Consider the following 25,418-nt stretch of genomic DNA (forward strand, 5'->3'; position numbering starts at 1 on the left):
ACGCACGCATGACTGACCTGACCAGGCTCTCCGCCGCCGCCCTCTCCGGCCTGCTGTCCGCGGGCGACGTGTCCAGCGTCGACGCGACCCGCGCCCACCTCGACCGCATCGAGGCCGTGGATGCGGACGTCCACGCGTTCCTGCACGTCGCGGGGGAGAAGGCACTCGCCACCGCCGCCGCGATCGATGCGCGCCGCGCCTCCGGCGAGAGGCTGTCGCCGCTCGCCGGTGTGCCCATCGCCATCAAGGATGTGCTGGCCACCAACGACATGCCGTCCACCTCCGGATCGAAGATCCTCGAGGGCTGGCTGCCGCCGTACGACGCGACCGTCGTGCGCAAGCTGCGCGAGGCCGACCTCGTGCCGCTCGGCAAGACCAACATGGATGAGTTCGCGATGGGCTCCTCCACCGAGCACTCCGCATACGGCCCGACCCGCAACCCGTGGGATCTGGAGCGTATCCCCGGCGGCTCCGGCGGTGGCTCCGCCGCGGCCGTCGCCGCTTTTGAGGCTCCGCTCGCCCTCGGCTCAGACACCGGCGGCTCGATCCGTCAGCCCGCGGCCGTCACCGGCTCGGTCGGCGTCAAGCCGACCTACGGCGGCGTGAGCCGGTACGGCGCGATCGCGCTGGCCAGCTCGCTCGACCAGGTGGGCCCCGTGTCGCGCTCCGTGCTCGACGCCGGTCTCCTGCACGACGTGATCGCCGGGCACGACCCGCTCGACTCCACGTCGCTCAGCGACACCTGGCCGTCGATGGCCGACGCCGCACGCGCCGGTCTCGTCGACGGCGCCCTGAAGGGCGTCCGCGTCGGCGTCATCAAGGAACTCTCCGGCGACGGCTTCCAGGCGGGCGTCAAGACGCGCTTCGACGAGGCGCTCGCGCTCCTCGAAGGAGCAGGCGCCGAGATCGTCGAGGTCAGCGCACCGAGCTTCGAGTACGCGGTCGCCGCGTACTACTTGATCCTGCCGGCAGAGGCGTCCAGCAACCTGGCACGATTCGACTCCGTGCGGTTCGGCCTGCGGGCCAACCCGGAAGACGGCCCCGTCACGGTCGAGCGCGTCATGGCCGCCACCCGCGACGCCGGGTTCGGCCCGGAGGTCAAGCGCCGCATCATCCTCGGCACATACGCCCTGAGCGCCGGATACTACGACGCATACTATGGCAGCGCCCAGAAGGTGCGCACGCTCATCCAGCGCGACTTCTCCGCCGCCTTCGAGAAGGTGGATGTGCTGGTCAGCCCGAGCGCGCCGACCACAGCGTTCAAGTTCGGCGAGAAGCTCGCCGACCCGATGGCGATGTACCTCAACGACATCACCACCATCCCGGCCAACCTCGCCGGCGTTCCCGGCATGGGGCTGCCGATCGGCCTCGCGCCGGAGGACGGCCTGCCGGTCGGCCTGCAGCTGATGACGCCCGCCAGGGCGGACGCCAGGCTGTACACGATCGGCGCGGCGCTCGAGCAGCTCCTGGAGCAGAAGTGGGGCCACACCCTGCTGAGCCAGGCGCCCGACCTGAGCGCCACCGAGATGTTCGCGAGCGAAGAGGGAGCCGTCTGATGGCCAAAGCGGAACTGATGGACTACGACAAGGCTCTCGAACTGTTCGAGCCGGTGCTCGGCTTCGAGGTGCACGTCGAGCTGAACACCCGCACGAAGATGTTCTGCGGGTGCGCCAACGAGTTCGGCTCCGGCGCCAACACGAACACGTGCCCCACCTGCCTCGGGCTCCCCGGCGGCCTGCCGCAGGTGAACAAGAAGGCCATCGAGTCGAGCATCCGGCTCGGGCTCGCCCTCGGCTGCGAGATCGCAGAGTCGAGCAGGTTCGCACGCAAGAACTACTTCTACCCTGACACGGCGAAGAACTTCCAGACCTCGCAGTACGACGAGCCGATCGCCTTCGAGGGCGCCGTCACCATCGAGCTGGAGTCCGGACGCACGATCACGGTCGACATCGAGCGCGCGCACATGGAGGAGGACGCCGGAAAGCTGACGCACGTCGGCGGGGCGACCGGCCGCATCCAGGGTGCCGACTACTCGCTGGTCGACTACAACCGCGGCGGCGTTCCGCTGGTAGAGATCGTCACCAAGATGATCGAGGGCGCAGAGCACGACGCCCCGGAGATCGGCCGTGTCTACGTGCACGCGATCCGCGACATCGTGAAGGCGCTCGGCGTCTCCAACGCCCGGATGGAGGAGGGCAACGTCCGCTGCGACGCGAACGTCTCCCTGCGTCCCCGCGGCTCCGGAAAGCTCGGCACCCGCACCGAGACGAAGAACGTCAACTCGCTGCGCTCGGTCGAGCGGGCTGTGCGCTACGAGATCCAGCGTCAGGCCGCGATCCTCGCGGCGGGCGGAACGATTACGCAGGAGACCAGGCACTGGCACGAGGACACCGGCACCACGAGCGCCGGGCGCCCGAAGTCCGACGCCGACGACTACCGCTACTTCCCTGAGCCCGACCTCGTTCCGGTCGCCCCGGCGCGCGAGTGGGTCGAAGAGCTCCGCGGAACGCTTCCGGAGCAGCCGTCGCTGCGCCGCAAGCGCCTCATCGCGGCGTGGGGCTTCACCGCCCTGGAGTTCCAGGACATCGCCAACGCCGACCTGCTCGACGAGGTCGAGGCGACCATCGCCGCCGGTGCCACCCCCGCGGCCGCCCGTAAGTGGTGGTCCGGCGAGATCGCCCGTCTGGCGAACGCCCAGGGCGTCCCGGCCGGAACGCTGGTGAGCCCGGCGCACGTGGCAGAGCTGGCAACGCTGGTCGACGCGGGAACGCTCACCGACCGGCTCGCCCGCCAGGTGCTCGAAGGCGTCATCGCCGGTGAGGGCGGCCCGCAGCAGGTGGTAGACGCACGCGGCCTCGCCGTCGTCTCGGACGATGGCGCACTCATCGCGGCCATCGACGAAGCCCTCGCGGCGCAGCCGGACGTGCTGGCGAAGATCCGCGACGGCAAGGTGCAGGCGGCCGGTGCCGTGATCGGCGCCGTGATGAAGGCGATGAAGGGCCAGGCAGACGCCGCGCGCGTCCGCGAACTGGTGCTGGAGCGGGCAGGAAGCGCCGAGTAGCAGCACGCACACGCGACACAGGATGGGCGCGGTGGCAGAGGCCGCCGCGCCCATCCTGTGCGTCCGGCCGGGTTTCGTCCGTCCGGCTGGCTTTCGCGCCGCCGATGTTGCAGATTAGGGGCATGGGCGTCTTCACTCTCGGCGGTCTCACGACCGCACCGGCCTCGACGGCAACGGAACTGCTCGCACCGACCACGGCCGGGGCGCTCACCGCCGCCGGCTGGCTCGACGACGTCGGCGTCGTCGAGATCGATCCAGACGTCTCCGACACCGCTGCCACCCGCGAGAGGTTCGGGCTGGACGCGGCGACGCTCGCGAACTGCGTCGTGGTGGCGGGTAAACGCGAAGGCGTCGAGCGGATCGCAGCCTGCGTGGTGCTCGCGACGACGCGCGCCGACGTCAACAACACCGTCAAGCGCCTCCTGGATGTGCGCAAAGCGTCGTTCCTGTCGATGGACCGCGCCGTCGAGCTGACCGGCATGGAGTACGGCGGCATCACGCCCATCGGTCTGCCGGCGGAGTGGCCGGTGTTCGTCGACAGCAGGGTGGCCGAGACCGAGGTCGTCATCATCGGGTCGGGGGTGCGCAGGTCGAAGATCCTGCTGCCTGGCCGGATGCTCGGCGAGCTGCCAGGTGCGACCGTGATCGACGGGCTCGGCCTCTCGGCATGACCGGCATCCTGGAACCCGTCCGCTCGCGGCTCATCGAGACGCTGGCCGGGCGCTCCGACGAGATCCCGCGCTGGGTGCTGGGGCTCGAAGACGGTGACGATGCCGGCTTCTTCGCACCGGGCAGCGCGCCCTGGGTGGTGCATGGAGGCATGCCGACCCTGGTTGCCGGGGTGCGCGCGCTCCTGCTGCAGGCGCTTCATCCCGGCGCCCTCGCCGGTGTCCGCGACTTCTCCCGGTTCCGCGAGGATCCGCTCGGGCGGCTGGCGGGGACGATCCAGTGGATCCACACGGTCACCTTCGGCAGCACGGGCCAGGCCGTCGCGAGCTCGCAGATGGTGAAGGCGATGCACAAGCGCGTCACCGGAACGTTCGTCGACGGGCACGGCGTCACCCGGCCGTACGCGGCCAACGACCCCGAGCTTGCCGCGTGGGTGCACATCGCGTTCACCGACGCGTTCCTCACCGCCCACGAGCGCTGGGGGAGTCCCATCCCCGGCGGCGCGGACGCATACGTGTCGCAGTGGGCGACCGCCGGTGAGCTGATGGGCGTCGCCGAACCGCCGCGGAGCGCCGCGGACCTGCGGGCGCAGATCGATGCGTACACCGACGACGGTGAACTCCGCGGCGGGCCGGAGGTGGAGGAGATCGTCCGCTTCATCCGCCGGCCACCGCTGCGCAGGATGCTGCGGCCGTCGTACCGGGTGGTGTTCCGAGCGGCGGTGTCGAGTCTCGAACCGCGCCACCGGGCCATGCTCGGCTTCCGCGAGGCCCCGCTCTCCCGGGTGTTCCCCGTCCACGGCGCGACGGCGACCGTGCTGAAAGGCGCCGGGGTCCTGCTCGGGCCGCAGACGCAGGCGGAGCTCGCCGCCCGCCGCCGGCTCGCGCGTCTCGCCGCCGGCTGAGCAGACTCGCAGAAACGGCGACGGTGACGTCGCCGGCGCTTTCCGGCCGGTTTGGGATTACCCTGAGTCCAGCCGGCCCGCTCAGTGGAGAGCGGACCCGAGTCGGTGGGAGCAGCAGAGATGACAGCGACCGTCCCCTCCAAACCGGAGGATGTGGAATCCAAGGGGCTGAAAGGCGGAGCCCTCGGCCTCACCTCCAGCGTCGTCGTCGGAGTGGCCTCGACCGCTCCCGCGTACAGCCTGGCCGCGAGCCTCGGCTTCATCGTCGTCGGCGGCACCGTCGTCGCCGGTGTGAAGGCGCCCGGCATCGTGCTGCTGGCGTTCGTCCCGATGTATCTGATCGCCGTGGCGTACCAGGAGCTCAACAAGGCGGAGCCGGACTGCGGCACGACGTTCACCTGGGCGACGCGGGCGTTCGGCCCGATCACCGGGTGGATGGGCGGCTGGGGCATCATCGTCGCCGACGTGATCGTGATGTCGAACCTCGCACAGATAGCCGGGTCGTATTCGTTCACGTTCGTAGGCAGTTTCGGCCTGCCGGGGGTTGCCGCCCTCGCCACCAACACGCTCGCGACGACGATCGCCGGTCTGTTGTGGATCGCGATCATGACCTGGATCTGTTATCGCGGCATCGAGATCTCAGCCAGGCTGCAATACGTCCTGCTGTCGTTCGAGGTCGTCATCCTGATCTTCTTCGCCGTGTTCGCCCTCGTGAAGGTCTACACCGGGAACGCCGAGTCGTACTCGCTCATCCCGCAGTGGGATTGGTTCAACCCGTTCACCCTCGACTTCAGCAAGACGATCGCCCCGGCCATGCTGACCGCGATCTTCATCTACTGGGGCTGGGACACGGCCGTCTCGGTCAACGAGGAGACCAAGGACCCCGGCAAGACGCCGGGCCGCGCAGCGGTCATCAGTACCCTGCTCCTCCTCGCGACCTACGCGGTGGTCACGGTCGCGACCGTCGCCTTCGCCGGTGTCGGCGACAAGGGGATCGGGCTGGCGAATCCGGCCAACTCCGGTGACGTGTTCTCCGCGATCGGGCCGACCCTCTTCGGCAGCGGACCGGTCGGCACGATCCTGATGGCGCTCCTCGGATTCAGCATCCTGACCTCGGCGTCCGCCTCGACCCAGACCACCATCCTCCCGACGGCGCGCACGGCACTGTCGATGGCGGCGTACAAGGCGATCCCCGAGCAGTTCGCGCGCATCCACCCCCGGTTCCTCACCCCCACCTGGGCGACGATCGGGATGGGGATCGTCTCAGCGGTCTTCTACCTCATCTTCACCTTCATCAGCCCGGCGCTTCTGTCGGCGCTGATCGGCTCGATCGGCCTGATGATCGCGTTCTACTACGGCCTCACCGGGTTCGCGTGCGTCTGGTACTACCGCAAGACGCTGTTCCGTAGCTTCCGCAACATCGTGATGCGTGGCGTCTTCCCGCTGGTGGGCGGCTTGATGCTCACGTTCGTGTTCATCTACGGGCTGGTCAACTTCGCCGCCGTGGACTGGCTGGTAGACGCCGACGGGAAGAACGTGACGATCTTCGGCATCGGCGCCGAGGCCGTCGTCGGCGTCGGCGGACTGCTGATCGGCCTCGTGCTGATGGCGATCTGGTGGTGGCGCCGGCCGGACTACTTCCGGGGCCGCACGCTGCCGACCCGGTCGGACGACCTGGTGCTGTCGAGAGAGGGCGTCGTCCCCGCGTTCGGTCTGCCGGACTCCGGCATCCCGCCGACCATCATCGCGCCCGACCTCTCCAATCTTCCCCCTGGACAGACGGCCATCAACGCCGAGACACTGGAGCCGGTGCGCAAGCCCTCAGACCTGCCGCCGGAGGACACCGAACTGCCAAGGAAGGAAGTCTGAGTGAGCGAACGCCGACGAGTCGTCGAGTGGGAGGACCCTGCACCCGGGGTCGCGGTGATGCCGAGCGTGAGCGGTCTCGACTACCTCCGGTCGATGCTCGCCGGCGAGCTTCCGCCTCCGCCGATCACCAGCCTGATGAGCATGGCACTGACCGAGGTGGGGCCGGGAACGGCGACGTTCGTCTGCACGCCGGACGAGTCGCACTACAACCCGATCGGCACCGTTCACGGCGGTCTGGTGTGCACTCTTCTCGACTCGGCCCTGGGATGCGCGGTGCAGACCACTCTGCCGCAGGGGCAGGGATACACATCCATCGAGATCAAGGTCAACTACCTGCGCCCCGTGCTCGCAGGGTCCGGGCCGTTGACCTGCGTGGCACACGTGACCAAACCGGGGAACAGGGTCGCCTTCGCCGACGGCGTGGTGACGGACGCCTCCGGCAAGGTGGTCGCGACCGCGACAGGGTCGCTGCTGGTGTTCCCGATCGTCTGAGAGCGCTGACCGCGGGCTAGCCCTTCGCGGCGAGCAGCTGGTCGCGCACCTTGCGGCGGATGACCTTGCCGACGATCGAGCGCGGGAGGTCGTCGACCTGCGTCACGTGCCTCGGCACCTTGTACGGCGTGAGGGACTCGCGGGCGAACGCACGGATCGCCGCCTCGTCGAACGACGCACCCGGCTTCATCACGACCGCCGCGACGACGTCCTCCCCACCGTGCGCCTGCGGCACGCCGACCACGGCCACGTCGGCGACGCCCTCGAACGCGCGCAGCGCGTCTTCGACCTCCGTCGGCGACACGTTGAATCCGCCGGTGACGATGAGCTCCTTGATCCGGTCGACGATGCGCACGAAGCCGTCCTCGTCCATCGTGACGATGTCGCCGGTGCGGAACCAGCCGTCGTCGGTGAAGACCTTCGCCGTCTCGTCCGTCCTGCGCCAGTAGCCGGAGAACACCTGCGGCCCCTTCGCCAGCAGCTCGCCCTCCTCGCCGAACGCGCGGACGATCGACGGGTCCTCCTGGTCGACGACGCGCAGCTGCGTGCTCGGGAGCGCGAGGCCGACCGTGCCGTCCCTACGGGTCGTCCCGACCGGGTTCGCCATCAGCACGGGGGAGCACTCCGAGAGCCCGTAGCCCTCGACCAGATAACCGCCGGTCTTGCTCTCCCAGAGCTTCACGATGCTGTCCGGCAGGCTCATCGCCCCGGAGATGGCGATCTCGATGCCGGACAGCGACACCTTCCGCTTCTCCGCGGCCGCCACCAGGCGCTCGTAGATCGGCGGGACCGCCGGCAGGAAGGTCGCAGGGTGCTTCTTGACCACATCCAGCACAAGGTCCGGATCGAACTTGGGGAACAGCACCAGGCGTGAGCCCATGCTCATCGCGAAGGTGAGGCAGAGCGTCAGCCCGTACGCGTGGAACAGCGGCAGCACGGCGTAGACCACGGAGGTGCCGCGCTCGATCGTCGGGACCCAGGCGCGCGCCTGCGCGGCGTTCACCCCGAGGTTGAGGTGCGTGAGCATCACGCCCTTGGGCTGGCCGGTGGTGCCGCTGGTGTACTGGATGAGGGCCAGATCGTCACGCTCCGGTCGCGGGTACGTGGCCTTCAGCTTGCGCCCAGCGGTGAGCGTCTCCCAGGTGATCGTGCCGCTGACCTTGGCGGTGAGCTGCTCCCTGGCCTGGCGGGCGGCGGGGACGGGCAGGCGCAGCGCGATCCGTTTGGATGCGGGCATCGCCCTGGTGATGTCGATGGAGATGACCGTGGTCACTCCGAGATCGGCAGGGAGATCCTGGACGGTCTTCGCGACCTTGTCCCAGACGATGGCGACGGTTGCGCCGTGATCCTCGAACTGATGGCGCAGCTCCCTCGGCGTGTAGAGAGGGTTGTGCTCGATCACGACTGCGCCGAGCCGCAGCGCCGCATAGAACGCGACGACGTGCTGCGGGCAGTTCGGCAGCACGAGCGCGACGCGGTCGCCCTTGCGCACGCCGCGCTTGCGCAGCCCCTCGGCCGCGCGGGAGATCTGCTCGCCGAGCTCCGCATACGTCGTGGTCGCACCGAAGAACTCCAGGGCGACGTTGCGCGGATACTGCGCAACCGACTCGTCCATGAGGTGGGCAAGCGACCCGGCGGGCAGCTCGACGTCGTCCGGGACGTCGGGCGCATAGCTGGCCAGCCACGGCCGGGAGGCGTAATCGCCCGGCGTGCTGGAGGCGGCGGGAGCGGGCTCTGTGCTGTCGGCGGCGGGCGCGTTGTCGGCGGCGGCGTTGTCGGCGTTCTGACTCACGCGCGTCAGCCTACGCGGAGGCGACCAGTGAGCGCACGGCGTCGTCGATCGGCGTCGACCCGGAGACGGCCTCCCAGACATGGCCGATCGTCGCGGGCTCGTCGATGCAGGCGCTGATCAGCCGGGCGACGTCCTCGCGGGGGATGCTGCCCCGATCGACGCTGTCGCCGAGTGTGACGAGCCCGGTGCCCTCGTCGAAGGTGAGTGCCCCCGGCCGCAGGATGGTCCAGTCGAGACCGGACTCGCGGAGCACCGCGTCCGCATCCCGCTTGGCCTCGACGTAGGCACGCCAGCTGGGTTCGGTGTCCTCCGGCAGCGGGTTGTCGACACCCCAGGCCGACACCTGCACGAAGCGGCGGATGCCTGCGAGCACGGCGGCCTGCATCGACTTCACCGAACCCTCGTAGTCGACCGTCCGCTTGCGCTCGATGCCGGATCCTCCACCGGCGCCCGCCGTGAAGACGACCGCCTCCGATTCCGCGAACGCTCCGGCGAGCTGTTCCGGCGTCGCCGTCTCGATGTCGAGCAGCACGCCTTCGCCGCCGAGACGGTAGACGTCGTCCGCGTGCTCGTCCACGCGGACGATGCCGACGAAATCGTCGCCGTTGTCGTAGAGGACGCGCATCAACTGCTGAGCGACTTTTCCGTGGGCACCGACGATCACAACACGAGTCATGCTTCCATCATGGACCCGTCCGGCCTGGATGCGCTTACGGCGAACACCTCCAGCGAATCGGCTGAGAATTTGTTACCGTCGTCACCATGCTGGCGTTCATCGAACTCGTGGGGCGTTTCTTCGTCGCACCGTTCGAGAGCGTTCACGCCGCCTCCACTCCGGCGGGCATTATCGCCGTCGCCGGTCTGGCCGGCGCCATCGGCCTGGTCGCGGTCGTCGCGGCGGCCGGAGTCACCTCGGTTGCCGCCCTGGCGGCGTCCCTGCGCGTCCGCGCGCGCCTCGAACGGCCGATCGAACCGGCGGACAAGGGCGAACTGCTCAGCCAGTCCGATCCGGATGCGGCGGGCCGCCCGCGCCCGCGAGCGCCCGGCTTCTCCCTGCAGACCGCGTAGCAGGCTCTCCAACCGCATCCGGCACAGCCCGGACCGGCACAGCCCTGCCGGGCAGCTTCACGCTGCCCACCGCGGTCAGACGGAACCCACCCCATCCGTTCGACAGCAGGGAAGAACTCTCGTGGACATTTTCTCCTTCGGCCCCATCGCGGCCGTCCTCGACGCGACGTACGGTCTCGTCACCGGTCTCTCCGGCGCACTGGCGCCTGTGGCCGGAACCCTCAGCGGCCTGCTGGCCGTCGTGGCCCTCACCGTGCTCGTGCGCGCCCTCCTCATCCCGGTCGGGATGAGCCAGGTGCGCGCCGAGTACAGCAGACGCCGCCTCGCACCGCACCTCGCGGAGCTGCAACGTAAACACGGCAAGGATCGCGAACTGCTCGCGAGAAAGACCATGGAGCTCTACCAGAGAGAGAAGGTCTCGCCGTTCGCGGGGATGCTTCCCCTGCTGGCGCAGCTTCCGGTGATCTCGCTCGTCTACGCCGTCTTCACCCACCCGATGATCTCCGGTCACGCCAACGCGCTCCTCAGCGAGCACGTCTTCGGAGCGCCGCTCGGCACGAGCTTCGTCGGCCTGACCAGTGCGGGCGCTGCGGTCTGGCCTGCCATGCTCGTCTACCTCGTCGTGCTCGCGCTGATCGCGATCGTGACGACGGTGTCCCGCCGGGTGCTCACGCTCCCGCAGCAGCAGGGCGCGGCGGGCGCAGCGACGCCCGGCGGACTGATCAAGGCCCTCTCTTTCCTGCCGTACGTCACCGTGGTCTTCGCGGCGTTCGTGCCGCTCGCGGCGGCGGTGTACATCCTGACCTCGACGGCGTGGACGGTGGTCGAGCGGTTCACGCTGCGCCGTCTGCTCGACCCGGAGCGCCACACTCCGGATGGACGGATCGAGCCGATCGAGCCGTCGGCCGCACAGTGAACGCCCGCGCCGGTGGGATGCTTGGTCCATGAAGAACCGTAAGACCGCCGTCGAGACCGCACCGGGCTTCGGCGTCGGCGTCCAGGTGTACGTGCGCGAGCCGCAGGAGCAGAGCGGCGAGGACTGGGTGGGGGAGCCGACCGGCGTCATCATCGCTCCGGGCACCGCGAGCCTCCGCAGCGTGAACCTGCCGGCCGGCGACGTGACGTCGTGGCTGGTCGCGTTCAGCGAGCCGCAGCACCGGCGCGACGGCCGAGGGCCGTACGAGCAGGCCAGCATCGCGCAGGGGCTGCTGATCGCCGCCGACCCGATCGACGGCTGAGCGTGCACGCCATCGGACTGGTGCGCGGCATCAACGTGGGCGCCTCCACCCGGGTGGCGAAGGGTGACCTCGCCGCGGCGTTCTCGGACGCGGGCTTCGCGAACGTGTCGACGTTCCTGCAGAGCGGGAACGTCGTGTTCGACGCGTCGAGCGCACCGACCGCCGCCGACGCCGCGACCGTCGAGGCGGGGATCGAGAAGCGGAGCGGGGTCGCCGCGCGGGTGATCCTGCTGACGGAGGCCGAGTTCCGCGCGGTCGCCGCCGCGAACCCGCTGCTCGGCGACGGCGACGACCACTCGAAGCTGATGGTCACGTTCACCGATCACGCCGTGCCGGAGTCTCTCGCGGTGCCCGCCGCCGCCGACATCGCGCCGGAGCTCGTCCGGATCGGGGAGCGTGCCGTGTATCAGTGGTGCCCGCTCGGCGTCTCGAACTCGAAGCTGAAGCCCGCGTTCTGGCGGGAAGTCGGCCCGGTGGCGACCGGCCGGAACTGGCGCACCGTCCTCCGCGTGATCGAGGAGCTGGAGGCGCGAAGCTGAGCATTCTCCGCGAATAGTGCAGAACTGAATTCTTTCAGTTCCGAAACGTTGCAGTTGATGCAACAATAGTTGAGTGATATCGGAAACCCTCGGACTGCGCGAGCGCAAACGCCTGGAGACACGGGCGCAGCTCGAACGCGCCACCGTGCTCCTCGTCGAGGAAGTCGGCCTGGAGAACGCAACAGTGGACGCCATCTGCGCTCGCGTCAACGTCTCCTCCCGCACCTTCTTCAACTACTTCGAGAGCAAAGAAGACGCCATCCTCGGGATGCGCGACCTCCCCGTCGACGACGTGTTCCTCGACCAGTACCGTGCGGACACCGCAGGGCAGCCGGTCGTCGAACAGGTCGTCGGACTGCTGCTCCACGTGCTCGGCCCCGCCATCGGCGACACCGAGTTGCACCAGGCCCGCATGGCCATCGTCAAGCAGCACCCCGAACTGCTGCGCAGGCAGTTCGCCCAGATGACCCGGATGGGGGAGAAGCTCGTCTCAGGCGTCTCCTCCCTCCTCTCGCACGACCAAGCGTTCTCCGCTCTCGAAGCGGCAGAACGCGACTCGCTCGCCGAGCTGATCCTCCCGCTCTGCGGCGGCGCCGTCCGCGCCGCCGTCAAAGAGTGGGTGGCCGACGGCACGGAGCGCGACACAGAAGAACTTCGGAGGCGGGCCGTCGAGCTCGCCGGAAAGGTGATCACGGCACTCGCATGAGCCAGACAGCAACACACCAGGGCACCGCGGACGCATCGTCCGACGGGGCCCCCAAGAAGAAGGCGATCCTCCTCGTCTTCGCCGGCCTGATGGTCACGATGCTCCTCGCATCGCTCGACCAGACGATCTTCTCCACCGCACTCCCGACCATCGTCGGTGAGCTCCACGGAGTCGAGCACATGCTGTGGGTGACCACGGCGTACATCTTGGCGTCCACGATCATGATGCCGGTCTACGGCAAGCTCGGCGACCTGATCGGCCGCAAGGGCCTGTTCATCATCGCCATCGCGCTGTTCATGGCCGGGTCCGTCATCGGCGGCCTCGCCGGAGACATGGGCTGGCTCATCGTCGGCCGTGCCGTGCAGGGTCTCGGCGGCGGCGGTTTGATGATCCTGTCGAACGCGATCATCGCCGACGTCGTCCCCGCCCGTGAGCGCGGCAAGTACATGGGCATCATGGGTGGCGTCTTCGCCCTGTCGTCCGTCGCGGGCCCGCTGCTCGGCGGCTGGTTCACCGAGAGCATCGGCTGGCGCTGGGCGTTCTGGATGAACATCCCGCTCGGCATCCTCGCCATCGCGTCCGCCGTCGCCTTCCTTCGCCTGCCGAAGAACACGAACAGCAAGCCGCGCATCGACGTGGCCGGCATGGGCCTCCTGGCGATCGCATCCACCTGCCTGGTGCTGCTGACCACCTGGGGTGGCACGACCTACGACTGGAACTCGCCGATCATCATCGGCCTCATCGTCGGCACCATCGTCACCGGCGTCGCCTTCGTGCTGGTCGAGAAGGCAGCGGCCGAGCCGATCATGCCGCTCAAGCTGTTCAAGGACCGCAACTTCAACCTGACCACGATCGCCGGTCTGATCATCGGCATCGCGATGTTCGGAGCGCTGGCCTACCTGCCCACCTACCTGCAGATGGTCACCGGAGCGAACGCGACAGAGGCGGGCTTCCTGATGATCCCGATGATGGCCGCGCTGCTCATCACCTCGATCATCTCGGGCCAGTTGGTCAGCAAGACCGGGCGGTACAAGTGGCTGCCGATCGCCGGAACGGTGATCGTGGGCGTGGCCCTGGTGCTGCTGTCGACCATGACCCCGACCCTCCCGATCTGGGTGCTGTGCAGCTTCCTCGCGGTGATGGGCATCGGGCTCGGCATGAGCATGCAGATCCTGATCCTCATCGTCCAGAACTCGTTCCCGGTGTCGCAGGTCGGCACGGCGACGGCGTCGAACAACTACTTCCGTCAGATCGGCGCCTCGCTCGGCTCCGCCATCGTCGGAAGCCTGTTCGCCACCCGGCTCACCCAGCTCCTCACCGAGCGGATGCCGGCCGGAGCCCAGTCGGCAGGGGGCGGGACCAACTCGCTCACCCCCGCGATCGTCAAGGGCCTGCCCGCGCCGATCCGCGACGTGATCGTCGGCTCGTACAACGACGCGCTCACCCCGGTGTTCCTCTACATGGTGCCGCTGCTGATCATCGCCGTCGTGCTGCTCTGCTTCGTGAAGGAGAAGCCGCTGGCGACCACCATCGAGCGCGACGTCGTCGCGACCTCCCTCGAGACCGACGGTGCAACGCACACGTCGCTGGAGGCCGAGGCCGCCGCCCTGACCGAGACTGTGCCCGACACGGCGCAGCTCGCCGAGGACGACGAGAGAGACGGCACCCTCATCCGGAGCTGACCTCCTCGTCGACCGCACGGCCCGCCCTCCCCGGCTTCGGGAGGGCGGGCCGTTCTCGTGTGCGGACACCCGCGTATCCACGTGTACTGGTGGCCTGCGGCTGACGCTCATACAATGACGGCATGTTCGTCGAAGGCACCCTTCGATGGCAGGTCACAGAGGACTGTCCCTGGGACCTGCTGATGGCGCTCGCCCTCCGCGACCTCGGACACCTCGACGGCATCGGCGATCCGGTCATCCCGCGCCTGTCCCCAGCGGTTGCGCCGGTGCTGCATCCGGCGACCGGAGCGCTGCCGGTGCTCCCCGTTCGCCGTTCGCCCGTGCATCCTGGAGGGGCGCGGAGCACGCTCGCCGAGCAGTGGCTGGCCTGGTTCGCGGTGGCTTCCGACCGGGAGCGACGGGCGTCCGGATCGCTGTTGCAGCCGCCGCATTTCACCGCGTTCGACCGGGCGATCGAGCTGCAGGACCTCATCCTGGAGCATTTCGACGAGGCGCTGCTCTGGGCGACGGAGCGGCACGACGAGTACGCCCGCGCGAGCATCGAGACGCACGCGAGACGCGCGGCGGACATCGTCGACGTCGTGCGCGACCGCGAGCACGAGCTGCGCCGTCAGGCGGGCTACTTCCGCCTCGACCTCGCCGTCCTGCCGCTTTCCGAGCGCGGAGCCTGGATCGTGGGCCCCCACTCCGTCGTCCTCAGCACCACCCTCCGAGACGACTCCCAGGCTTTCCGCGCCTGGTTCGCTCCCGTCGTCGCCGCCCTCGTCTAGCCCCCTGACAATCGAGTCGGGACTTATGCACGCGACACGCCGTGGTCAGGCGTGCATAAGTCCCGACTCGATTGTGGGGGGACCGGGTCAGGCGGGGCGGTGTGCGGGGGAGACGGTCTGGGCGGGGTCGGTGACGGCCACGTCGCCGACGGCCTCGTCGATGCGGGCGAGCACGTCGCCGGAGAGGCGGATGCCGGCGGCGGCCGCGTTCGAGGCGACCTGCTCCGGCCTGGATGCTCCGACGATGGCGCCGGCGACGTTCGGGTTCTGGAGGACCCACGCCACAGCGAGCTGCGCCATCGTGATCCCGAGTTCGTCTGCGATCGGGCGGAGCCGCTGCACGGCGGTGAGCACGTCGTCGTTCATGAACGACTTGATCGCGTTCGCCCCGCCCTTCTCGTCGGCGGCGCGGCTGCCCTCGGGAGCCTCAGCGCCCGGCAGGTACTTGCCGGTGAGTACGCCCTGCGCGACCGGCGACCAGACGATCTGCGAGAGGCCGAGCTCTGCCGAGGTCGGCACGACCTTCTCCTCGATGACCCTCCACAGCATCGAATACTGCGGCTGGTTGGAGATGAGCTGCACGTTCAGCTCCTTGGCCAGCGCCGCGCCGGCGCGCAGCTGCTCCGCATTCCACTCCGAGACGCCGATGTACAGCGCCTTTCCGGCGCGCACGACGTCGGCGAACGCCTGCATCGTCTCCTCGAGCGGCGTCTCCGAGTCGTAGCGGTGCGCCTGGTACAGGTCGACGTAGTCGGTGCCGAGGCGTTCCAGCGAGCCGTCGATCGACTCGAAGATGTGCTTGCGGGAGAGGCCGACGTCGTTGTGCCCCTTCGGCCCGGTGGGCCAGTACACCTTGGTGAAGATCTCCAGGGAGGCGCGCCGCTCGCCCTTGAGGGCGTCGCCGAGCACGCGCTCCGCCGCCGTGTTGGCGTATGCATCAGCCGTGTCGAACGTGGTGATGCCCGCATCCAGTGCTGCCCGGACGCTCTGTGTCGCGATGTCGTTCTCCACCTGGGAGCCGTGGGTGAGCCAGTTGCCGTAGATGATCTCGGAGATCTTGAGTCCGCTGTTGCCGAGGTACCTGAATTCCATGCTGTTCACGCTACCCGAAACCGTTTTCCAGCGCCCGTGTCGGTGGTGCGTGGCAAGCTGGAGTCGTGGGACGAGCGGACGGCAGCGACAGACGGGTGACCACCGAGCCGATCGATGACTCGTCCGCCACCATCCTGCACGTCGACATGGATGCGTTCTTCGCCTCCGTCGAACTGCTCGACCGGCCGGATGCGCGCGGCAAGCCCGCCATCGTCGGTCACCCGGGCCCGCGCTCGGTCGTCACCAGCGCCACCTATGAGGCCCGCAAGTTCGGCGTGCGGTCCGCGATGCCGATGTCGCAGGCGATCCGGCTCTGCCCGCAGGCGATCATCCTGCCGCCGCACATGCACAAGTACAAGGAGTACTCGGAGCAGGTCATGGCGATCTTCTCCGAGGTCACCCCGATGGTCGAGGCGCTCAGCATCGACGAGGCGTTCCTCGATGTCGCAGGAGCCCGGCGGCTGCTCGGCTCGCCGCGGCGCATCGCCGAGCTCGTCAGGGCGCGCGTGTTCGAGCAGACCGGGCTCACCTGCTCTGTGGGAGCGGCCCCGACCAAGTTCATGGCCAAGCTCGCCTCCGGCCGGGCCAAGCCCGACGGCGTGCTCGTCATCCCGGAGACCGCGATCGTCTCCTACCTGCGCCCGCTGCCGGTCGGTGCGCTCTGGGGCGTCGGCGCGAGCACCCAGCAGGCGCTCGAACGACTCGGAATGCGCACGGTCGCCGACCTCGCGGACGCCCCGGTGCACGTACTGGTGAAGGCGGTCGGCGAGGCGTCAGGGCGCAAGCTGCACGAACTCGCCAACGGACGGGACCCGCGCTCGGTCGTGACGGAGTCGCGCGAGAAGAGCGTCGGGCACGAGATGACGTTCGAGACGGACGTCTCCGACCAGGACCGGCTGCGCCGCGAACTGCTGCGCCTGTCCAACCAGGTGGGGGAGCGGCTGCGCAAGAACGGTCTGGTGGGGAGGACGGTCGCGCTCAAACTGCGGTTCTCCGACTTCCGCACGGTCACCCGGTCGCGCACGCTCGGCGAGGCCACGAACGTCGGCCGGCGCATCTTCGAGGAGGTGTGGCAGATCTACGAGGGCCTCGACCTCGGGCGCACCCCGATCCGGCTGATCGGTGTGCGGGCGGAACAACTCCTCGAAGCGGGCGGCGACACGCTCGCGCTCTGGGACCCCGACGACGAATGGCGGGAGACCGAGCGGACCCTCGACGCGGTCAGCGCGCGATTCGGACGGGGGATGATCGGGCCGGCCTCGCTCGTGAAACGCCAGCGCGACGCGGAGGCGGCGGCGGACGACGGCCGCAACCCGCGGTGGCTCAGCGACTGAGCCCGGTCGGCGCATCCGAGGTCGGCGCATCCGGAATCGGCGTATCCGGGATCAGCGCAGGCCGACGATGATGCCGCGGTGGTCGCTGCCGTTGTCGGGCAGCACGTCGCTGGTCACGTTGGTCAGCCCGCGCACCAGCGCGTGGTCGAGGCGGGTGACCGGGAACTCGGCCGGCCAGGTGAAGCCGAAGCCGAGCGTGCTGTCCGGCGCCTCGGTCAAGGTCGACAGCAGCGGCTGGAACTTCCTGTCCGTGCTCGCCGTGTTGAAGTCGCCGACGACGATCAGCTTGGTGGCGTCGTCCGCCTTCACGGTCTGCGCCAGCTGGGCGAGCATCGTGTCGCGCGACTGGTAGGCGCCGGGCCGCACGGACGCGAGGTGCACGGCGTAGACGCGCGTCGGGGTGCCGGGGGTGGCGAGGTCGACGCGGAGCGCCCTGTCCCAGCCGAGGCCGAGGTCGAGGCGCTGCTCATCGCTGATCGGATACTTGCTCCACAGGCCGACCGTTCCGACGATCGAGCTGTGCGGGTAACCGGGGGCGAGCACAGCGGCGACCGTCTCCCGGGAGGTGGCGTCGAGTTCCTGGAGGGCGATCACGTCCGGTGCGCGGGCCGCGAGGTCTTTCGCGATGCTGCCCGCCGCGCTGTTCTGGGCGTGGATGTTCTCGCTCGCGACGGTCAGCGACGGCGCTCCGGCGTGCATCGACGGCAGCAGCGCCGGGACGAACGTGCTGCCCCACACGGCGGCGGCTGCGGCGACGCACAGAGCGCCGAACAGCGACAGCCGCAGCAGCGACGCGATGCCGAGCAGCAGGATGAGGGCGCCGAGCCAGGGCAGGAACGTCTCGATCATCGACGCCGAGCCGGCGATGTTCGGCAACAGGTCATGCCAGAGCAGCACGGCACCCACCACCAGGGCGAGCAGGCCGACGACGATGCCGCGGGGGCCACGGCGGGAACGGATCATCGACACTCGCACGATTATTCACGGTGGACTGCTGAGAACCCGCCGCAAACGCTGGATGCGGGCTGAGCAGTGCCCTGGTGAGCCTGGGAGCGGAAGGGTACGGTGGCTGCATGACGAACATCTCCTTGAAGCTCGCGGAAACGATCAGCTCGAACGGCATCAAGTCCGTCTACGGGGAGCCGGTGGAGATCGACGGGACCACCATCGTCCCCGTCGCCGCCGTGCAGTACGGCTTCGGCGCAGGATCCGCCGGTGAGGGCGAGGACGCGGACGCCCCGGGCGGCGCGGGCGGCGGTGGGGTGAGCATCCCGTTCGGTGCATACATCAACGACGAGACGGGCGTGCACTTCCGCCCGAACATCATCACGCTGCTCGTCGTCGCCATCCCGTTCGTGTGGGTGGCCGGTCACGCGTGGGCCCGTGTCATCAAAGCCCTGAAGAAGTGACGAACGCACTAGACTGACTCACGAACACGGGAGTCCGGTGAGCCGGGCTGAGAGGAAACTTCTCAAGTTTCGACCGTTGAACCTGATCTGGATCATGCCAGCGCAGGGAGACATTCTCATTCATCCCGTGCCCTCTTTTCCTTGAGCGAAAGGGCACGAACAGTGCACGCAACAATCTCTCCGAGCACCACCTCCGGTCGTGGAACGCGCGTCCTGCGCTGGCGGGTCGTCGACATCGTCGTGGCCAGCGTCGTCGCGGTCGCCGCCGGCGTCATCTTCTGGGCGTGGGGCCAGATCGACAACCCGATCTCCGCACCGGTGAGCGCCGTGCTCCCGGGCTTCCAGGGCATCCTGAACGGCCCGTGGCTGTTCGCGGGCGTGCTGGGTGCGCTCATCATCCGCAAGCCGGGCGCCGCGATCTACACCGAGCTGGTCGCCGCCATCGTGTCCGCCCTGATCGGCACGCAGTGGGGCTTCGCGACGCTGCTCTCCGGCGTCGTGCAGGGCCTCGGCGCCGAGCTCGTCTTCGCGGCGTTCCTCTACGCCAACTGGCGGCTTCCCGTCGCACTGCTGGCCGGTGCCGGGGCGGGCATCGCCGAGTCGATCCTCGATCTCCTCTACTGGTACCCGGGCTCCAAGCCGCTCTTCATCGTCACGTACACGATCACCACGACCATCTCCGGGATCCTCGTGGCCGGGCTGCTGTCCTGGCTGCTCGTCCGCGCTCTGGCGAAGACGGGGGCGCTCAGCAGGTTCGCGTCGGGCCGCGAGGCGACAGGCAGGGTCTGATCATCGGGAGCGGAGACGACGCTCGGCAGCGCGGGGCGTCGGCTCCGGCTGCCGTCGAGCTCGACGACTGGGGCTGGCGATACTCCGGACGGCACGCTTGGGCCGTCCGGGGTCTCAGCCTGAGCATCCGGCCGGGCGAGCGCGTGCTGCTGCTCGGCGCTTCCGGAGCGGGTAAGAGCACGGTGCTGGCAGGCCTCGCCGGAGTGCTCGGCGGTGACGACGACGGAGAGTCGACGGGGTCGATCGCGGTCGGCGGGCGGCGTCCGGCCGAAGCGCGCGGCGCCAGCGGTCTGCTGCTGCAGGACCCGGACGCGCAGGTGATTCTCGCTCGCGTCGGCGACGACGTCGCCTTCGCCTGCGAGAACCTCGGCGTGCCGCGGGAACAGATCTGGCCGCGGGTGCGGCAGGCACTGGATGCGGTCAACCTGCGGGTGCCGCTCGACCATCCCACCGCGCAGCTGTCCGGCGGGCAGAAGCAACGCCTCGCCCTCGCCGGACTGCTGGCGATGCGACCGGGGCTCCTGCTGCTCGACGAGCCGACGGCGAATCTCGATCCGGAGGGGGTCGTCGAGGTGCGCGAAGCCGTCGCCTCGGTGCTCGCCGACTCCGGCTCGACGTTGATCGTGGTCGAACACCGCGTCTCGATCTGGCGTGGCCTGGTAGACCGGGTGATCGTCCTCTCGGCCGAGGGCGGCGTGCTCGCCGACGGGCATCCGGATGCGGTCCTCTCCGACACCTCGAACGAACTGCGGCGCGCAGGTGTCTGGCTGCCGGACGAGCCGGTCCCCGCTGCGGCGGCGGTGACCGCCGGCGCGCCGCTGCTGACCGCGGACGCGCTGGCGTTCGGGCGCGGCCCGGCCATCGCCCACCGCGCGAAGCGGAGGAGCGGAGCCGCGAAGCGACCAGCGACCGCGCACGCGAGCGTGCTGCCGGACCGAGTGGATGCGCGCATCGCCGCAGGCTCGGCGCTTGCGCTCGTCGGCAGGAACGGCGCGGGCAAGTCGACCCTGGCGCTGACCATCGGCGGCCTACTCCCTCCGCTCGGCGGAGTCCTCCGCGCCGAGCGCGCGCTCGCGGGCGACGCGGACGCCGAGCCGTCCGCCTGGCGTTCGCGCGACCTGCTCACCCGCATCGGCAGCGTGTTCCAGAATCCGGAGCACCAGTTCGTCGCCTCCACGGTGCGGGAGGAGCTCGCGGTCGGACTGCGCGCCATGCGCGAACCGGACGGCACGGTGACGGCGCGTGTCGACGAACTGCTCGCCAGGCTCGCTCTCGCCCCGTTCGCCGACGCGAACCCGTTCACGCTCTCCGGCGGCCAGAAGCGCCGCCTCTCCGTCGCGACGGCGCTGGCGACCAGGCCGACCCTGCTCGTGCTCGACGAGCCGACGTTCGGCCAGGATGCGAACACCTGGGCCGGACTGGTCGAGATGATCGCCGAGCTCCGCGCGGACGGCCACGCCATCGTCGCCGCCACCCACGACGACGAGTTCGTCACCGCCATCGGAGCGGACCGGTTGCGCCTCGGAGCCTCATCGGAGGTGGCCGCGTGAGCATCATCGCCCCGGTCCGCTCCGGACCGCTCGCCGCCCTCAACCCGGTGGCCAAGCTCGGTGCGGCGTTCATCGTCACGGTGGTGCTGCTGCTGTCCATCGACATCGTCTCGGCCGCGGTCGCCCTCGGCATCGAACTGGTGCTGATGTGCTTCGCGCGCATCCCGTTCCGGGTGCTCGCGGTGCGGACGGCGCCGGTCTGGATCGCGGCGCCGCTCGCGGGTATCACGACGCTGCTCTACGGGCGCACCAGCGGCATGGTCTACGTGCAGTGGATGTTCGTGGAGATCAGCGACGGCTCGATCCAGCTGGCCGTCGCGACGACTCTCCGCATCCTGGCCATCGGGCTGCCCGCCGTGCTGCTGTTCATCACCATCGACCCGACCGACCTCGCCGACGGGCTGGCGCAGGTGCTGCGCCTGCCCGCCCGGTTCGTGCTCGGCGGTCTCGCGGGGCTGCGACTGGTCGGGCTGTTCGCAGACGACTGGCGCGCCCTCACGCTCGCCCGCCGCGCGCGCGGCCTCTCCGAGAGCGGTGCGGTGCGCCGGTGGCTCGGCCAAGCGTTCGCGCTGTTCGTGCTGTCCATCCGCCGCGGCACGAAGCTCGCGACAGCGATGGAGGCGCGCGGCTTCGGCGCGAGCAGTGCGCGCACCTGGGCGCGGCCGAGCGTGTTCCGCGGCAGGGACTGGGTGGCGTTGGCGGTGGCGCTTGGGGTCGCCGTCACGGCGGCGTCGGCCGCCATCGCGGCAGGGACGTGGCATGTCTTCGGGGCGTGAGGTGGAGCAGCGGCCGGGAGAGACCGTGCGGGCGGGAGAGACCGGGCGGCCGCGAGAGAGCTTTCGTCCGGGAGACCCGGTGCAGCGGCTCCGGGAGGCCGTGCAGCGGGCGATCGCGGCGGCGGCGGCACAGGATGCTGCCCCCGTCGTCCTGATCGACGGCCCGAGCGGGGCGGGCAAGAGCTCGCTCGCCGACCTGCTCGTGAGCGACTGGCCGGGCGACGTGACGCCACGGCTGGTGCGGATGGACGACCTGTACCCGGGCTGGGGCGGGCTGGACGCCGCGAGCGACGCGGTCGGGACGGACCTGCTCGCGCCGCTCCGCGCATCCGGAGCCGGATGGTGGCGGCAGTGGGACTGGGCGGCGGACCGGCCGGGGGAGCGGCACACGGTCACCGGCATCGCGCCCCTGATCGTGGAGGGCTGCGGAACGCTCGCCCGCGCGAACACCGCACTGGCCGACCTGGCGCTCTGGCTCGACGCCGACGACACGCTCCGCAAGGAACGCGCGCTCGCCCGCGACGGGCTCTCCTTCGCCACCCACTGGGACCAGTGGCAGCACGACTTCGAGCGCTATGTGGCGCGCGAGCATCCCAGGGACAACGCCTCGCTGGTGCTCGACGTGACCGGGTGGCCGCTGGCCGCCGCGCGTCTGAACGCCCCGGGCGGCTCAGTCGGGGCTAACGTTGTCTCATGAGCGCTGATCAGACTGAGACCGAGTACATCGTCGAGTACGTCGACGGACCCCTTGCCGGCACGACCGAGCGCCGCCTCCTGATCGGCGGCAAGGTCGACGAGCGGATCGGCGCCGTCGCCGCGATCGAGGGTCTCGAGTCGCTGTTCTGGTACGTGGCGGGAGCCGAGCGCACCGTCGGCGGCGAGAAGTACGTCTCGTACTCGTTCGACGCCCCGGACAGCGACCCCGTCGAGACCGAGAAAGAGGAAGAGTCCCTCTAACCCGTCGATCGATTCGTGCGAAAGGTGCGGTGCGGCTCGTCCGCACCGCACCTTTCGCACGAGCGGAGCGCGCGCGAGTCGCGCGCGAGCGGGACGCGACGCGCGGGCGGAGTGCGATTCAGGCCCAGCCGAGCTCGTGCAGCCGGTCGTCGTCGATGCCGTAGTAGTGCGCGATCTCGTGCACGAGGGTCACGTGGACCTCGTCGCGGAGTTCGTCGAGGTTCGCGCAGATGGAGAGCAGCGGCTCGCGGTAGAGGATGATCCGGTCGGGCATCTCGCCGAACCCGTAGCTGTCGCGTTCGGTGAGCGCGACGCCGTCGTAGAGCCCGAGCAGGTCGAGCGAGCCGTCCTCCGGCCTGTCCTCGACCACGAACACCACGTTGTCGAGGCCGTCGATCATCTCGTCCGGCAGGTCGTCCAGCTCGTCGGTGACCAGCTGCTCGAACGCGTCCGCATCCAGCTGGAGGGGCACGGTCACCAGGCCTGGGCGGTGGCGGCGTGCAGGTCGAGCAGGGCGACGGTCCGCTCGCTGGGGCCTCGGCCGAAGCCGCACTCCGTCGCGACCCCGAATCGTGGCTGCGCGGTGGTCGCCGCGGCGATCCGGCGCTCGGCGCCCTCGACGCCGTCCTCGTGGTGCAGCAGCCCGAGATACAGTTCGGTCTCCTCCGGCACCTCCACGGCGGCGAGCGGCGCGAAGTATGCGGCGTCGTCGCGCTCGATCGGCACGGGCAGGTGGAACCAGGCGATGGGGCGGGCGGTCGCGGCGAGGACGCCGGAGACGACGTCGGCCAGGTGACCCGCATCCGTCGGCTGCACGAAGTGCGACTCCTCGACATCGCCGTAACAGAGGTGGTAGCCGACCTCGACATCGGCAGGGACGGCGGCGGCCTGACGAACGGCACGCTCGATCACGCCGCCGAGCACGTCGTCGAACCACGGCACGATGGCGTGGTGCGACCGGATGTTCGCCGACTCCAGCAGCGCGAACTCGACCGCGGTGTCCCACTGGATGGCGAGACTGTCGTGCGGGATCGCGTCGACGATGCGCTGGAGCTCGCCGAACAGCGCACGCTCGTACGCGCGCTCGAACGCCGCACGGTGGTCGGCGACGACGAACGCACCCGCGATGGCGGCCGGGGTGGGCAGCGACACCTGGAACCGGGTGCCGTCCGCGATCTCACCGGCCGCGCGCAGCCGGTCGAAGGTCGCGTACGACTCGATGGCCGCGTCGGCGTATCCGAGGTTCGGGAAGACGAGGTCGTCGGCGGAGACCCCCTCGTCGATGACGAAGGGGCGCCCGTCGAAGATCTCGCGGATGTAGAACGGCTCGATGGGGAGGCGGGAGAGGCCTTCCATCGTGTCGAACCGCTTGGTCTGGAACTGGATCCAGTAGAAGCGTTCTCCGACCTCGCCGTCCGGGATGCGGCGCATCCGGTCGCCGAGGTGGGTGCTGACGGTACGGAAGACGCTCTCCGCGTCCGGCAGGTTGACGCTGCCGACGAGGTGGGCTCCCTGGATCGCGTGGGTGTTCACCCGCGCGAGTCTACCGGGGCCGTCGCTCCGCTGCGGATCAGCGGATCAGTACCAGTTGACCGACTGCGAGTGCGACCAGGCGCTGCAGGGGGTGCCGTACGACCGCGAGATGTAGTCGAGGCCCCACTTGATCTGCGTGCCGGCGTTGGTCTGCCAGTCGGTGCCGAACGAGGCCATCTTGCTGCCGGGGAGCGCCTGCGGGATGCCTGTCGCCCCACTGCCGGCGTTGAACGCCTGGTAGTTCCAGCCGGACTCCTTCTGCCACAGGTTGTTGAGGCAGCTGAACTGGTCGTCTCCCCAGCCGTGCGTGGCCAGGAGCGAGCGGGCGACGGACTTGGCGCCGTCCGGGGTGTTGGCGTTGGCGAGGGCGGCGGCTGCGGCGGCCGCGGCCTGGCGGTCGGCCTCTGCTGCGGCGGCGGCGAGGGCGTCAGAGGCCGCCTTGGCGCTGTCGATGGTGGTGCGGAGCTTCGAGTCGTCGAGCTTGTGGTAGCTGTCGAGACCGGCGATGGCGGTCTTCGCGGCGGTCGGGTCGGCCTTCGTCTGGTATGCGGCGACCGTGCGGCTGGCGCCCACGATCGTGGTCTTCGCTTCGTTCTCGAGTCGGTCGCGCACGATGCTCTCGTAGACGCCGAGCTGCTCGTGGTGCATCCCGGTGGACTCGGAGAGCTCGCGGGTCTGCTTCTCGCTCTGCTGCTGCGCGATCGTCGGCGCGAAGAGCGACGCCGTCATGAGGGCGGCGGTCACACCGGTGACGATGTGCTTGAGGGAGATGGGAGTGTTGTTGAAAGTGAGGGGCATGTGGTTCCTGTGTTCGGGCTTCCCCGCCTGCCGTCCAGGCGCAGCGGGGCGCAGGGAAGGCACGGGCCGCGTTTCGAAGAACCGCGGTCCGGCGGGCTGACGACCGCGCAGGCACAGGGGTGAGCCACCGATGACCTGGGCGGTCCGATGGCGTGCAGCGTGCAGCGCGGGTGTGCCGCGCGAAACGAAGGCGGGCATCCGGAAAGTCGGGGGATGGATGCGGGCAGGTGCACGGCACGACGGCGTACAGTGCCGTCGACCCGATTACGTTAGACGGTCAGTCTGGACGGTTCAGGCACAGAGCCTGGCAAAGTCGTGTGTGCGGTGGTGCTGATCAGAGGCCCTTTTGCTCAGCGGCGAGGGTTGCGAGGTGCTCCTGCTCCGCCGCAG

Annotated in this window: 27 protein-coding genes and 1 riboswitch; of the genes, 20 read left to right on the forward strand and 7 right to left on the reverse strand. The window is 69.6% G+C overall.

Annotated features, from left to right (window positions below; genetic code table 11):
- The first annotated feature begins 8 nt into the window (after positions 1-8).
- The 6 genes from gatA (at position 9) to AC37TH_RS19770 (ending at position 6,995) form a co-directional block, all read left to right on the forward strand.
- Complete coding sequence (gene gatA / locus AC37TH_RS19745) at positions 9-1,556, forward strand: Asp-tRNA(Asn)/Glu-tRNA(Gln) amidotransferase subunit GatA (RefSeq protein ID WP_490766041.1); 1,548 nt, start codon at positions 9-11, stop codon at positions 1,554-1,556.
- A complete protein-coding gene (gene gatB, locus AC37TH_RS19750) occupies positions 1,556-3,061 on the forward strand; it encodes an Asp-tRNA(Asn)/Glu-tRNA(Gln) amidotransferase subunit GatB (protein ID WP_490766042.1) in 1,506 nt (501 codons plus the stop codon). The genes gatA and gatB overlap by 1 nt, the downstream gene beginning before the upstream one ends.
- A gap of 122 nt (positions 3,062-3,183) precedes the next feature.
- Entirely contained in the window at positions 3,184-3,732 is a 549-nt protein-coding gene (locus AC37TH_RS19755; RefSeq protein ID WP_490766043.1) for a YbaK/EbsC family protein, read from the forward strand.
- Entirely contained in the window at positions 3,729-4,634 is a 906-nt protein-coding gene (locus tag AC37TH_RS19760; RefSeq protein ID WP_490766044.1) for an oxygenase MpaB family protein, read from the forward strand. Before AC37TH_RS19755 ends, AC37TH_RS19760 begins: the two co-directional genes overlap by 4 nt.
- 120 nt (positions 4,635-4,754) lie before the next feature.
- A complete protein-coding gene (locus tag AC37TH_RS19765; RefSeq protein ID WP_490766045.1) occupies positions 4,755-6,503 on the forward strand; it encodes an APC family permease in 1,749 nt (582 codons plus the stop codon).
- Entirely contained in the window at positions 6,504-6,995 is a 492-nt protein-coding gene (locus AC37TH_RS19770) for a PaaI family thioesterase (protein ID WP_490766046.1), read from the forward strand. It abuts the gene before it with no gap.
- A 16-nt stretch (positions 6,996-7,011) separates the two neighbouring features.
- On the opposite strand, the gene AC37TH_RS19775 is transcribed toward AC37TH_RS19770, so the two are convergent.
- On the reverse strand, positions 7,012-8,787 hold the full coding sequence (locus tag AC37TH_RS19775; RefSeq protein WP_490766048.1) for a long-chain-fatty-acid--CoA ligase: 1,776 nt from the start codon (positions 8,785-8,787) through the stop codon (positions 7,012-7,014).
- A gap of 10 nt (positions 8,788-8,797) precedes the next feature.
- Positions 8,798-9,463, reverse strand: coding sequence for an SDR family oxidoreductase (locus AC37TH_RS19780; RefSeq protein ID WP_490766049.1), 666 nt, complete (start codon positions 9,461-9,463; stop codon positions 8,798-8,800).
- Between the two features lie 86 nt (positions 9,464-9,549).
- On the opposite strand from AC37TH_RS19780, the gene AC37TH_RS19785 reads away from it, so the two are divergent.
- From AC37TH_RS19785 to AC37TH_RS19815, 7 genes are all read left to right on the forward strand, one after another.
- Positions 9,550-9,855 carry a DUF6412 domain-containing protein gene (locus AC37TH_RS19785; protein ID WP_490766050.1) on the forward strand — a complete coding sequence of 102 codons (306 nt, stop codon included), beginning with the start codon at positions 9,550-9,552 and terminating at the stop codon, positions 9,853-9,855.
- Between the two features lie 121 nt (positions 9,856-9,976).
- A complete protein-coding gene (locus AC37TH_RS19790; protein WP_490766051.1) occupies positions 9,977-10,771 on the forward strand; it encodes a YidC/Oxa1 family membrane protein insertase in 795 nt (264 codons plus the stop codon).
- 28 nt (positions 10,772-10,799) lie between these two features.
- Positions 10,800-11,093 (forward strand): hypothetical protein, encoded by a 294-nt coding sequence (locus AC37TH_RS19795; protein WP_490766052.1) that lies wholly within the window; start codon positions 10,800-10,802, stop codon positions 11,091-11,093.
- A 2-nt stretch (positions 11,094-11,095) separates the two neighbouring features.
- A complete protein-coding gene (locus AC37TH_RS19800; protein WP_490766053.1) occupies positions 11,096-11,632 on the forward strand; it encodes a DUF1697 domain-containing protein in 537 nt (178 codons plus the stop codon).
- A 73-nt stretch (positions 11,633-11,705) separates the two neighbouring features.
- On the forward strand, positions 11,706-12,338 hold the full coding sequence (locus tag AC37TH_RS19805; protein ID WP_490766054.1) for a TetR/AcrR family transcriptional regulator: 633 nt from the start codon (positions 11,706-11,708) through the stop codon (positions 12,336-12,338).
- Entirely contained in the window at positions 12,335-14,020 is a 1,686-nt protein-coding gene (locus tag AC37TH_RS19810) for an MDR family MFS transporter (protein ID WP_490766056.1), read from the forward strand. Before AC37TH_RS19805 ends, AC37TH_RS19810 begins: the two co-directional genes overlap by 4 nt.
- A gap of 122 nt (positions 14,021-14,142) precedes the next feature.
- On the forward strand, positions 14,143-14,790 hold the full coding sequence (locus tag AC37TH_RS19815; protein ID WP_490766057.1) for a hypothetical protein: 648 nt from the start codon (positions 14,143-14,145) through the stop codon (positions 14,788-14,790).
- Between the two features lie 87 nt (positions 14,791-14,877).
- Here AC37TH_RS19815 and AC37TH_RS19820 read toward each other — a convergent pair whose 3' ends face one another.
- On the reverse strand, positions 14,878-15,882 hold the full coding sequence (locus AC37TH_RS19820; protein ID WP_490766058.1) for an aldo/keto reductase family protein: 1,005 nt from the start codon (positions 15,880-15,882) through the stop codon (positions 14,878-14,880).
- 65 nt (positions 15,883-15,947) lie between these two features.
- Between AC37TH_RS19820 and dinB the strand changes: the two genes are divergently transcribed.
- Entirely contained in the window at positions 15,948-17,216 is a 1,269-nt protein-coding gene (gene dinB, locus AC37TH_RS19825; protein WP_490766059.1) for a DNA polymerase IV, read from the forward strand.
- 51 nt (positions 17,217-17,267) lie between these two features.
- Here dinB and AC37TH_RS19830 read toward each other — a convergent pair whose 3' ends face one another.
- Positions 17,268-18,179, reverse strand: a complete 912-nt coding sequence (locus AC37TH_RS19830; protein ID WP_490766102.1) for an endonuclease/exonuclease/phosphatase family protein — start codon at positions 18,177-18,179, stop codon at positions 17,268-17,270.
- A gap of 110 nt (positions 18,180-18,289) precedes the next feature.
- Here AC37TH_RS19830 and AC37TH_RS19835 point away from each other — a divergent pair, with 110 nt between their 5' ends.
- The 6 genes from AC37TH_RS19835 to AC37TH_RS19860 all read left to right on the forward strand — a co-directional run bounded on the left by AC37TH_RS19835 (position 18,290) and on the right by AC37TH_RS19860 (position 22,697).
- Positions 18,290-18,625 carry a spore germination protein GerW family protein gene (locus AC37TH_RS19835; protein WP_490766060.1) on the forward strand — a complete coding sequence of 112 codons (336 nt, stop codon included), beginning with the start codon at positions 18,290-18,292 and terminating at the stop codon, positions 18,623-18,625.
- Between the two features lie 25 nt (positions 18,626-18,650).
- A riboswitch (TPP riboswitch) is annotated at positions 18,651-18,751 on the forward strand.
- 36 nt (positions 18,752-18,787) lie between these two features.
- On the forward strand, positions 18,788-19,414 hold the full coding sequence (locus tag AC37TH_RS19840; RefSeq protein WP_490766061.1) for an ECF transporter S component: 627 nt from the start codon (positions 18,788-18,790) through the stop codon (positions 19,412-19,414).
- 143 nt (positions 19,415-19,557) lie between these two features.
- Entirely contained in the window at positions 19,558-20,964 is a 1,407-nt protein-coding gene (locus tag AC37TH_RS19845; protein WP_490766062.1) for an ABC transporter ATP-binding protein, read from the forward strand.
- Entirely contained in the window at positions 20,961-21,740 is a 780-nt protein-coding gene (locus AC37TH_RS19850; protein ID WP_490766063.1) for an energy-coupling factor transporter transmembrane component T family protein, read from the forward strand. The genes AC37TH_RS19845 and AC37TH_RS19850 overlap by 4 nt, the downstream gene beginning before the upstream one ends.
- Complete coding sequence (locus tag AC37TH_RS19855) at positions 21,724-22,437, forward strand: nucleoside/nucleotide kinase family protein (protein ID WP_490766064.1); 714 nt, start codon at positions 21,724-21,726, stop codon at positions 22,435-22,437. Before AC37TH_RS19850 ends, AC37TH_RS19855 begins: the two co-directional genes overlap by 17 nt.
- On the forward strand, positions 22,434-22,697 hold the full coding sequence (locus tag AC37TH_RS19860; RefSeq protein ID WP_490766065.1) for a hypothetical protein: 264 nt from the start codon (positions 22,434-22,436) through the stop codon (positions 22,695-22,697). The genes AC37TH_RS19855 and AC37TH_RS19860 overlap by 4 nt, the downstream gene beginning before the upstream one ends.
- A gap of 118 nt (positions 22,698-22,815) precedes the next feature.
- Here the strand turns inward: AC37TH_RS19860 and AC37TH_RS19865 are convergent, their stop codons facing one another.
- The 3 genes from AC37TH_RS19865 to AC37TH_RS19875 are packed head-to-tail and all read right to left on the reverse strand — an operon-like array spanning position 22,816 to position 25,028.
- A complete protein-coding gene (locus AC37TH_RS19865) occupies positions 22,816-23,169 on the reverse strand; it encodes a metallopeptidase family protein (RefSeq protein WP_490766103.1) in 354 nt (117 codons plus the stop codon).
- 2 nt (positions 23,170-23,171) lie between these two features.
- On the reverse strand, positions 23,172-24,230 hold the full coding sequence (locus AC37TH_RS19870) for a uroporphyrinogen decarboxylase/cobalamine-independent methonine synthase family protein (protein ID WP_490766066.1): 1,059 nt from the start codon (positions 24,228-24,230) through the stop codon (positions 23,172-23,174).
- 45 nt (positions 24,231-24,275) lie between these two features.
- Complete coding sequence (locus AC37TH_RS19875) at positions 24,276-25,028, reverse strand: aggregation-promoting factor C-terminal-like domain-containing protein (RefSeq protein WP_490766067.1); 753 nt, start codon at positions 25,026-25,028, stop codon at positions 24,276-24,278.
- Positions 25,029-25,418 lie beyond the last annotated feature (390 nt).

This window comes from Leifsonia sp. McL0627, from assembly GCF_058244615.1.

Coding starts and splice junctions, on each gene's coding strand:
- gatA (WP_490766041.1), top strand. CDS start 9: ATGACTGACCTGACCAGGCTCTCCGCCGCCGCCCTCTCCGGCCTGCTG.
- gatB (WP_490766042.1), top strand. CDS start 1,556: ATGGCCAAAGCGGAACTGATGGACTACGACAAGGCTCTCGAACTGTTC.
- AC37TH_RS19755 (WP_490766043.1), top strand. CDS start 3,184: ATGGGCGTCTTCACTCTCGGCGGTCTCACGACCGCACCGGCCTCGACG.
- AC37TH_RS19760 (WP_490766044.1), top strand. CDS start 3,729: ATGACCGGCATCCTGGAACCCGTCCGCTCGCGGCTCATCGAGACGCTG.
- AC37TH_RS19765 (WP_490766045.1), top strand. CDS start 4,755: ATGACAGCGACCGTCCCCTCCAAACCGGAGGATGTGGAATCCAAGGGG.
- AC37TH_RS19780 (WP_490766049.1), bottom strand. CDS start 9,463: ATGACTCGTGTTGTGATCGTCGGTGCCCACGGAAAAGTCGCTCAGCAG.
- AC37TH_RS19785 (WP_490766050.1), top strand. CDS start 9,550: ATGCTGGCGTTCATCGAACTCGTGGGGCGTTTCTTCGTCGCACCGTTC.
- AC37TH_RS19795 (WP_490766052.1), top strand. CDS start 10,800: ATGAAGAACCGTAAGACCGCCGTCGAGACCGCACCGGGCTTCGGCGTC.
- AC37TH_RS19810 (WP_490766056.1), top strand. CDS start 12,335: ATGAGCCAGACAGCAACACACCAGGGCACCGCGGACGCATCGTCCGAC.
- AC37TH_RS19815 (WP_490766057.1), top strand. CDS start 14,143: ATGTTCGTCGAAGGCACCCTTCGATGGCAGGTCACAGAGGACTGTCCC.
- AC37TH_RS19820 (WP_490766058.1), bottom strand. CDS start 15,882: ATGGAATTCAGGTACCTCGGCAACAGCGGACTCAAGATCTCCGAGATC.
- AC37TH_RS19830 (WP_490766102.1), bottom strand. CDS start 18,179: ATGATCCGTTCCCGCCGTGGCCCCCGCGGCATCGTCGTCGGCCTGCTC.
- AC37TH_RS19835 (WP_490766060.1), top strand. CDS start 18,290: ATGACGAACATCTCCTTGAAGCTCGCGGAAACGATCAGCTCGAACGGC.
- AC37TH_RS19855 (WP_490766064.1), top strand. CDS start 21,724: ATGTCTTCGGGGCGTGAGGTGGAGCAGCGGCCGGGAGAGACCGTGCGG.
- AC37TH_RS19860 (WP_490766065.1), top strand. CDS start 22,434: ATGAGCGCTGATCAGACTGAGACCGAGTACATCGTCGAGTACGTCGAC.
- AC37TH_RS19875 (WP_490766067.1), bottom strand. CDS start 25,028: ATGCCCCTCACTTTCAACAACACTCCCATCTCCCTCAAGCACATCGTC.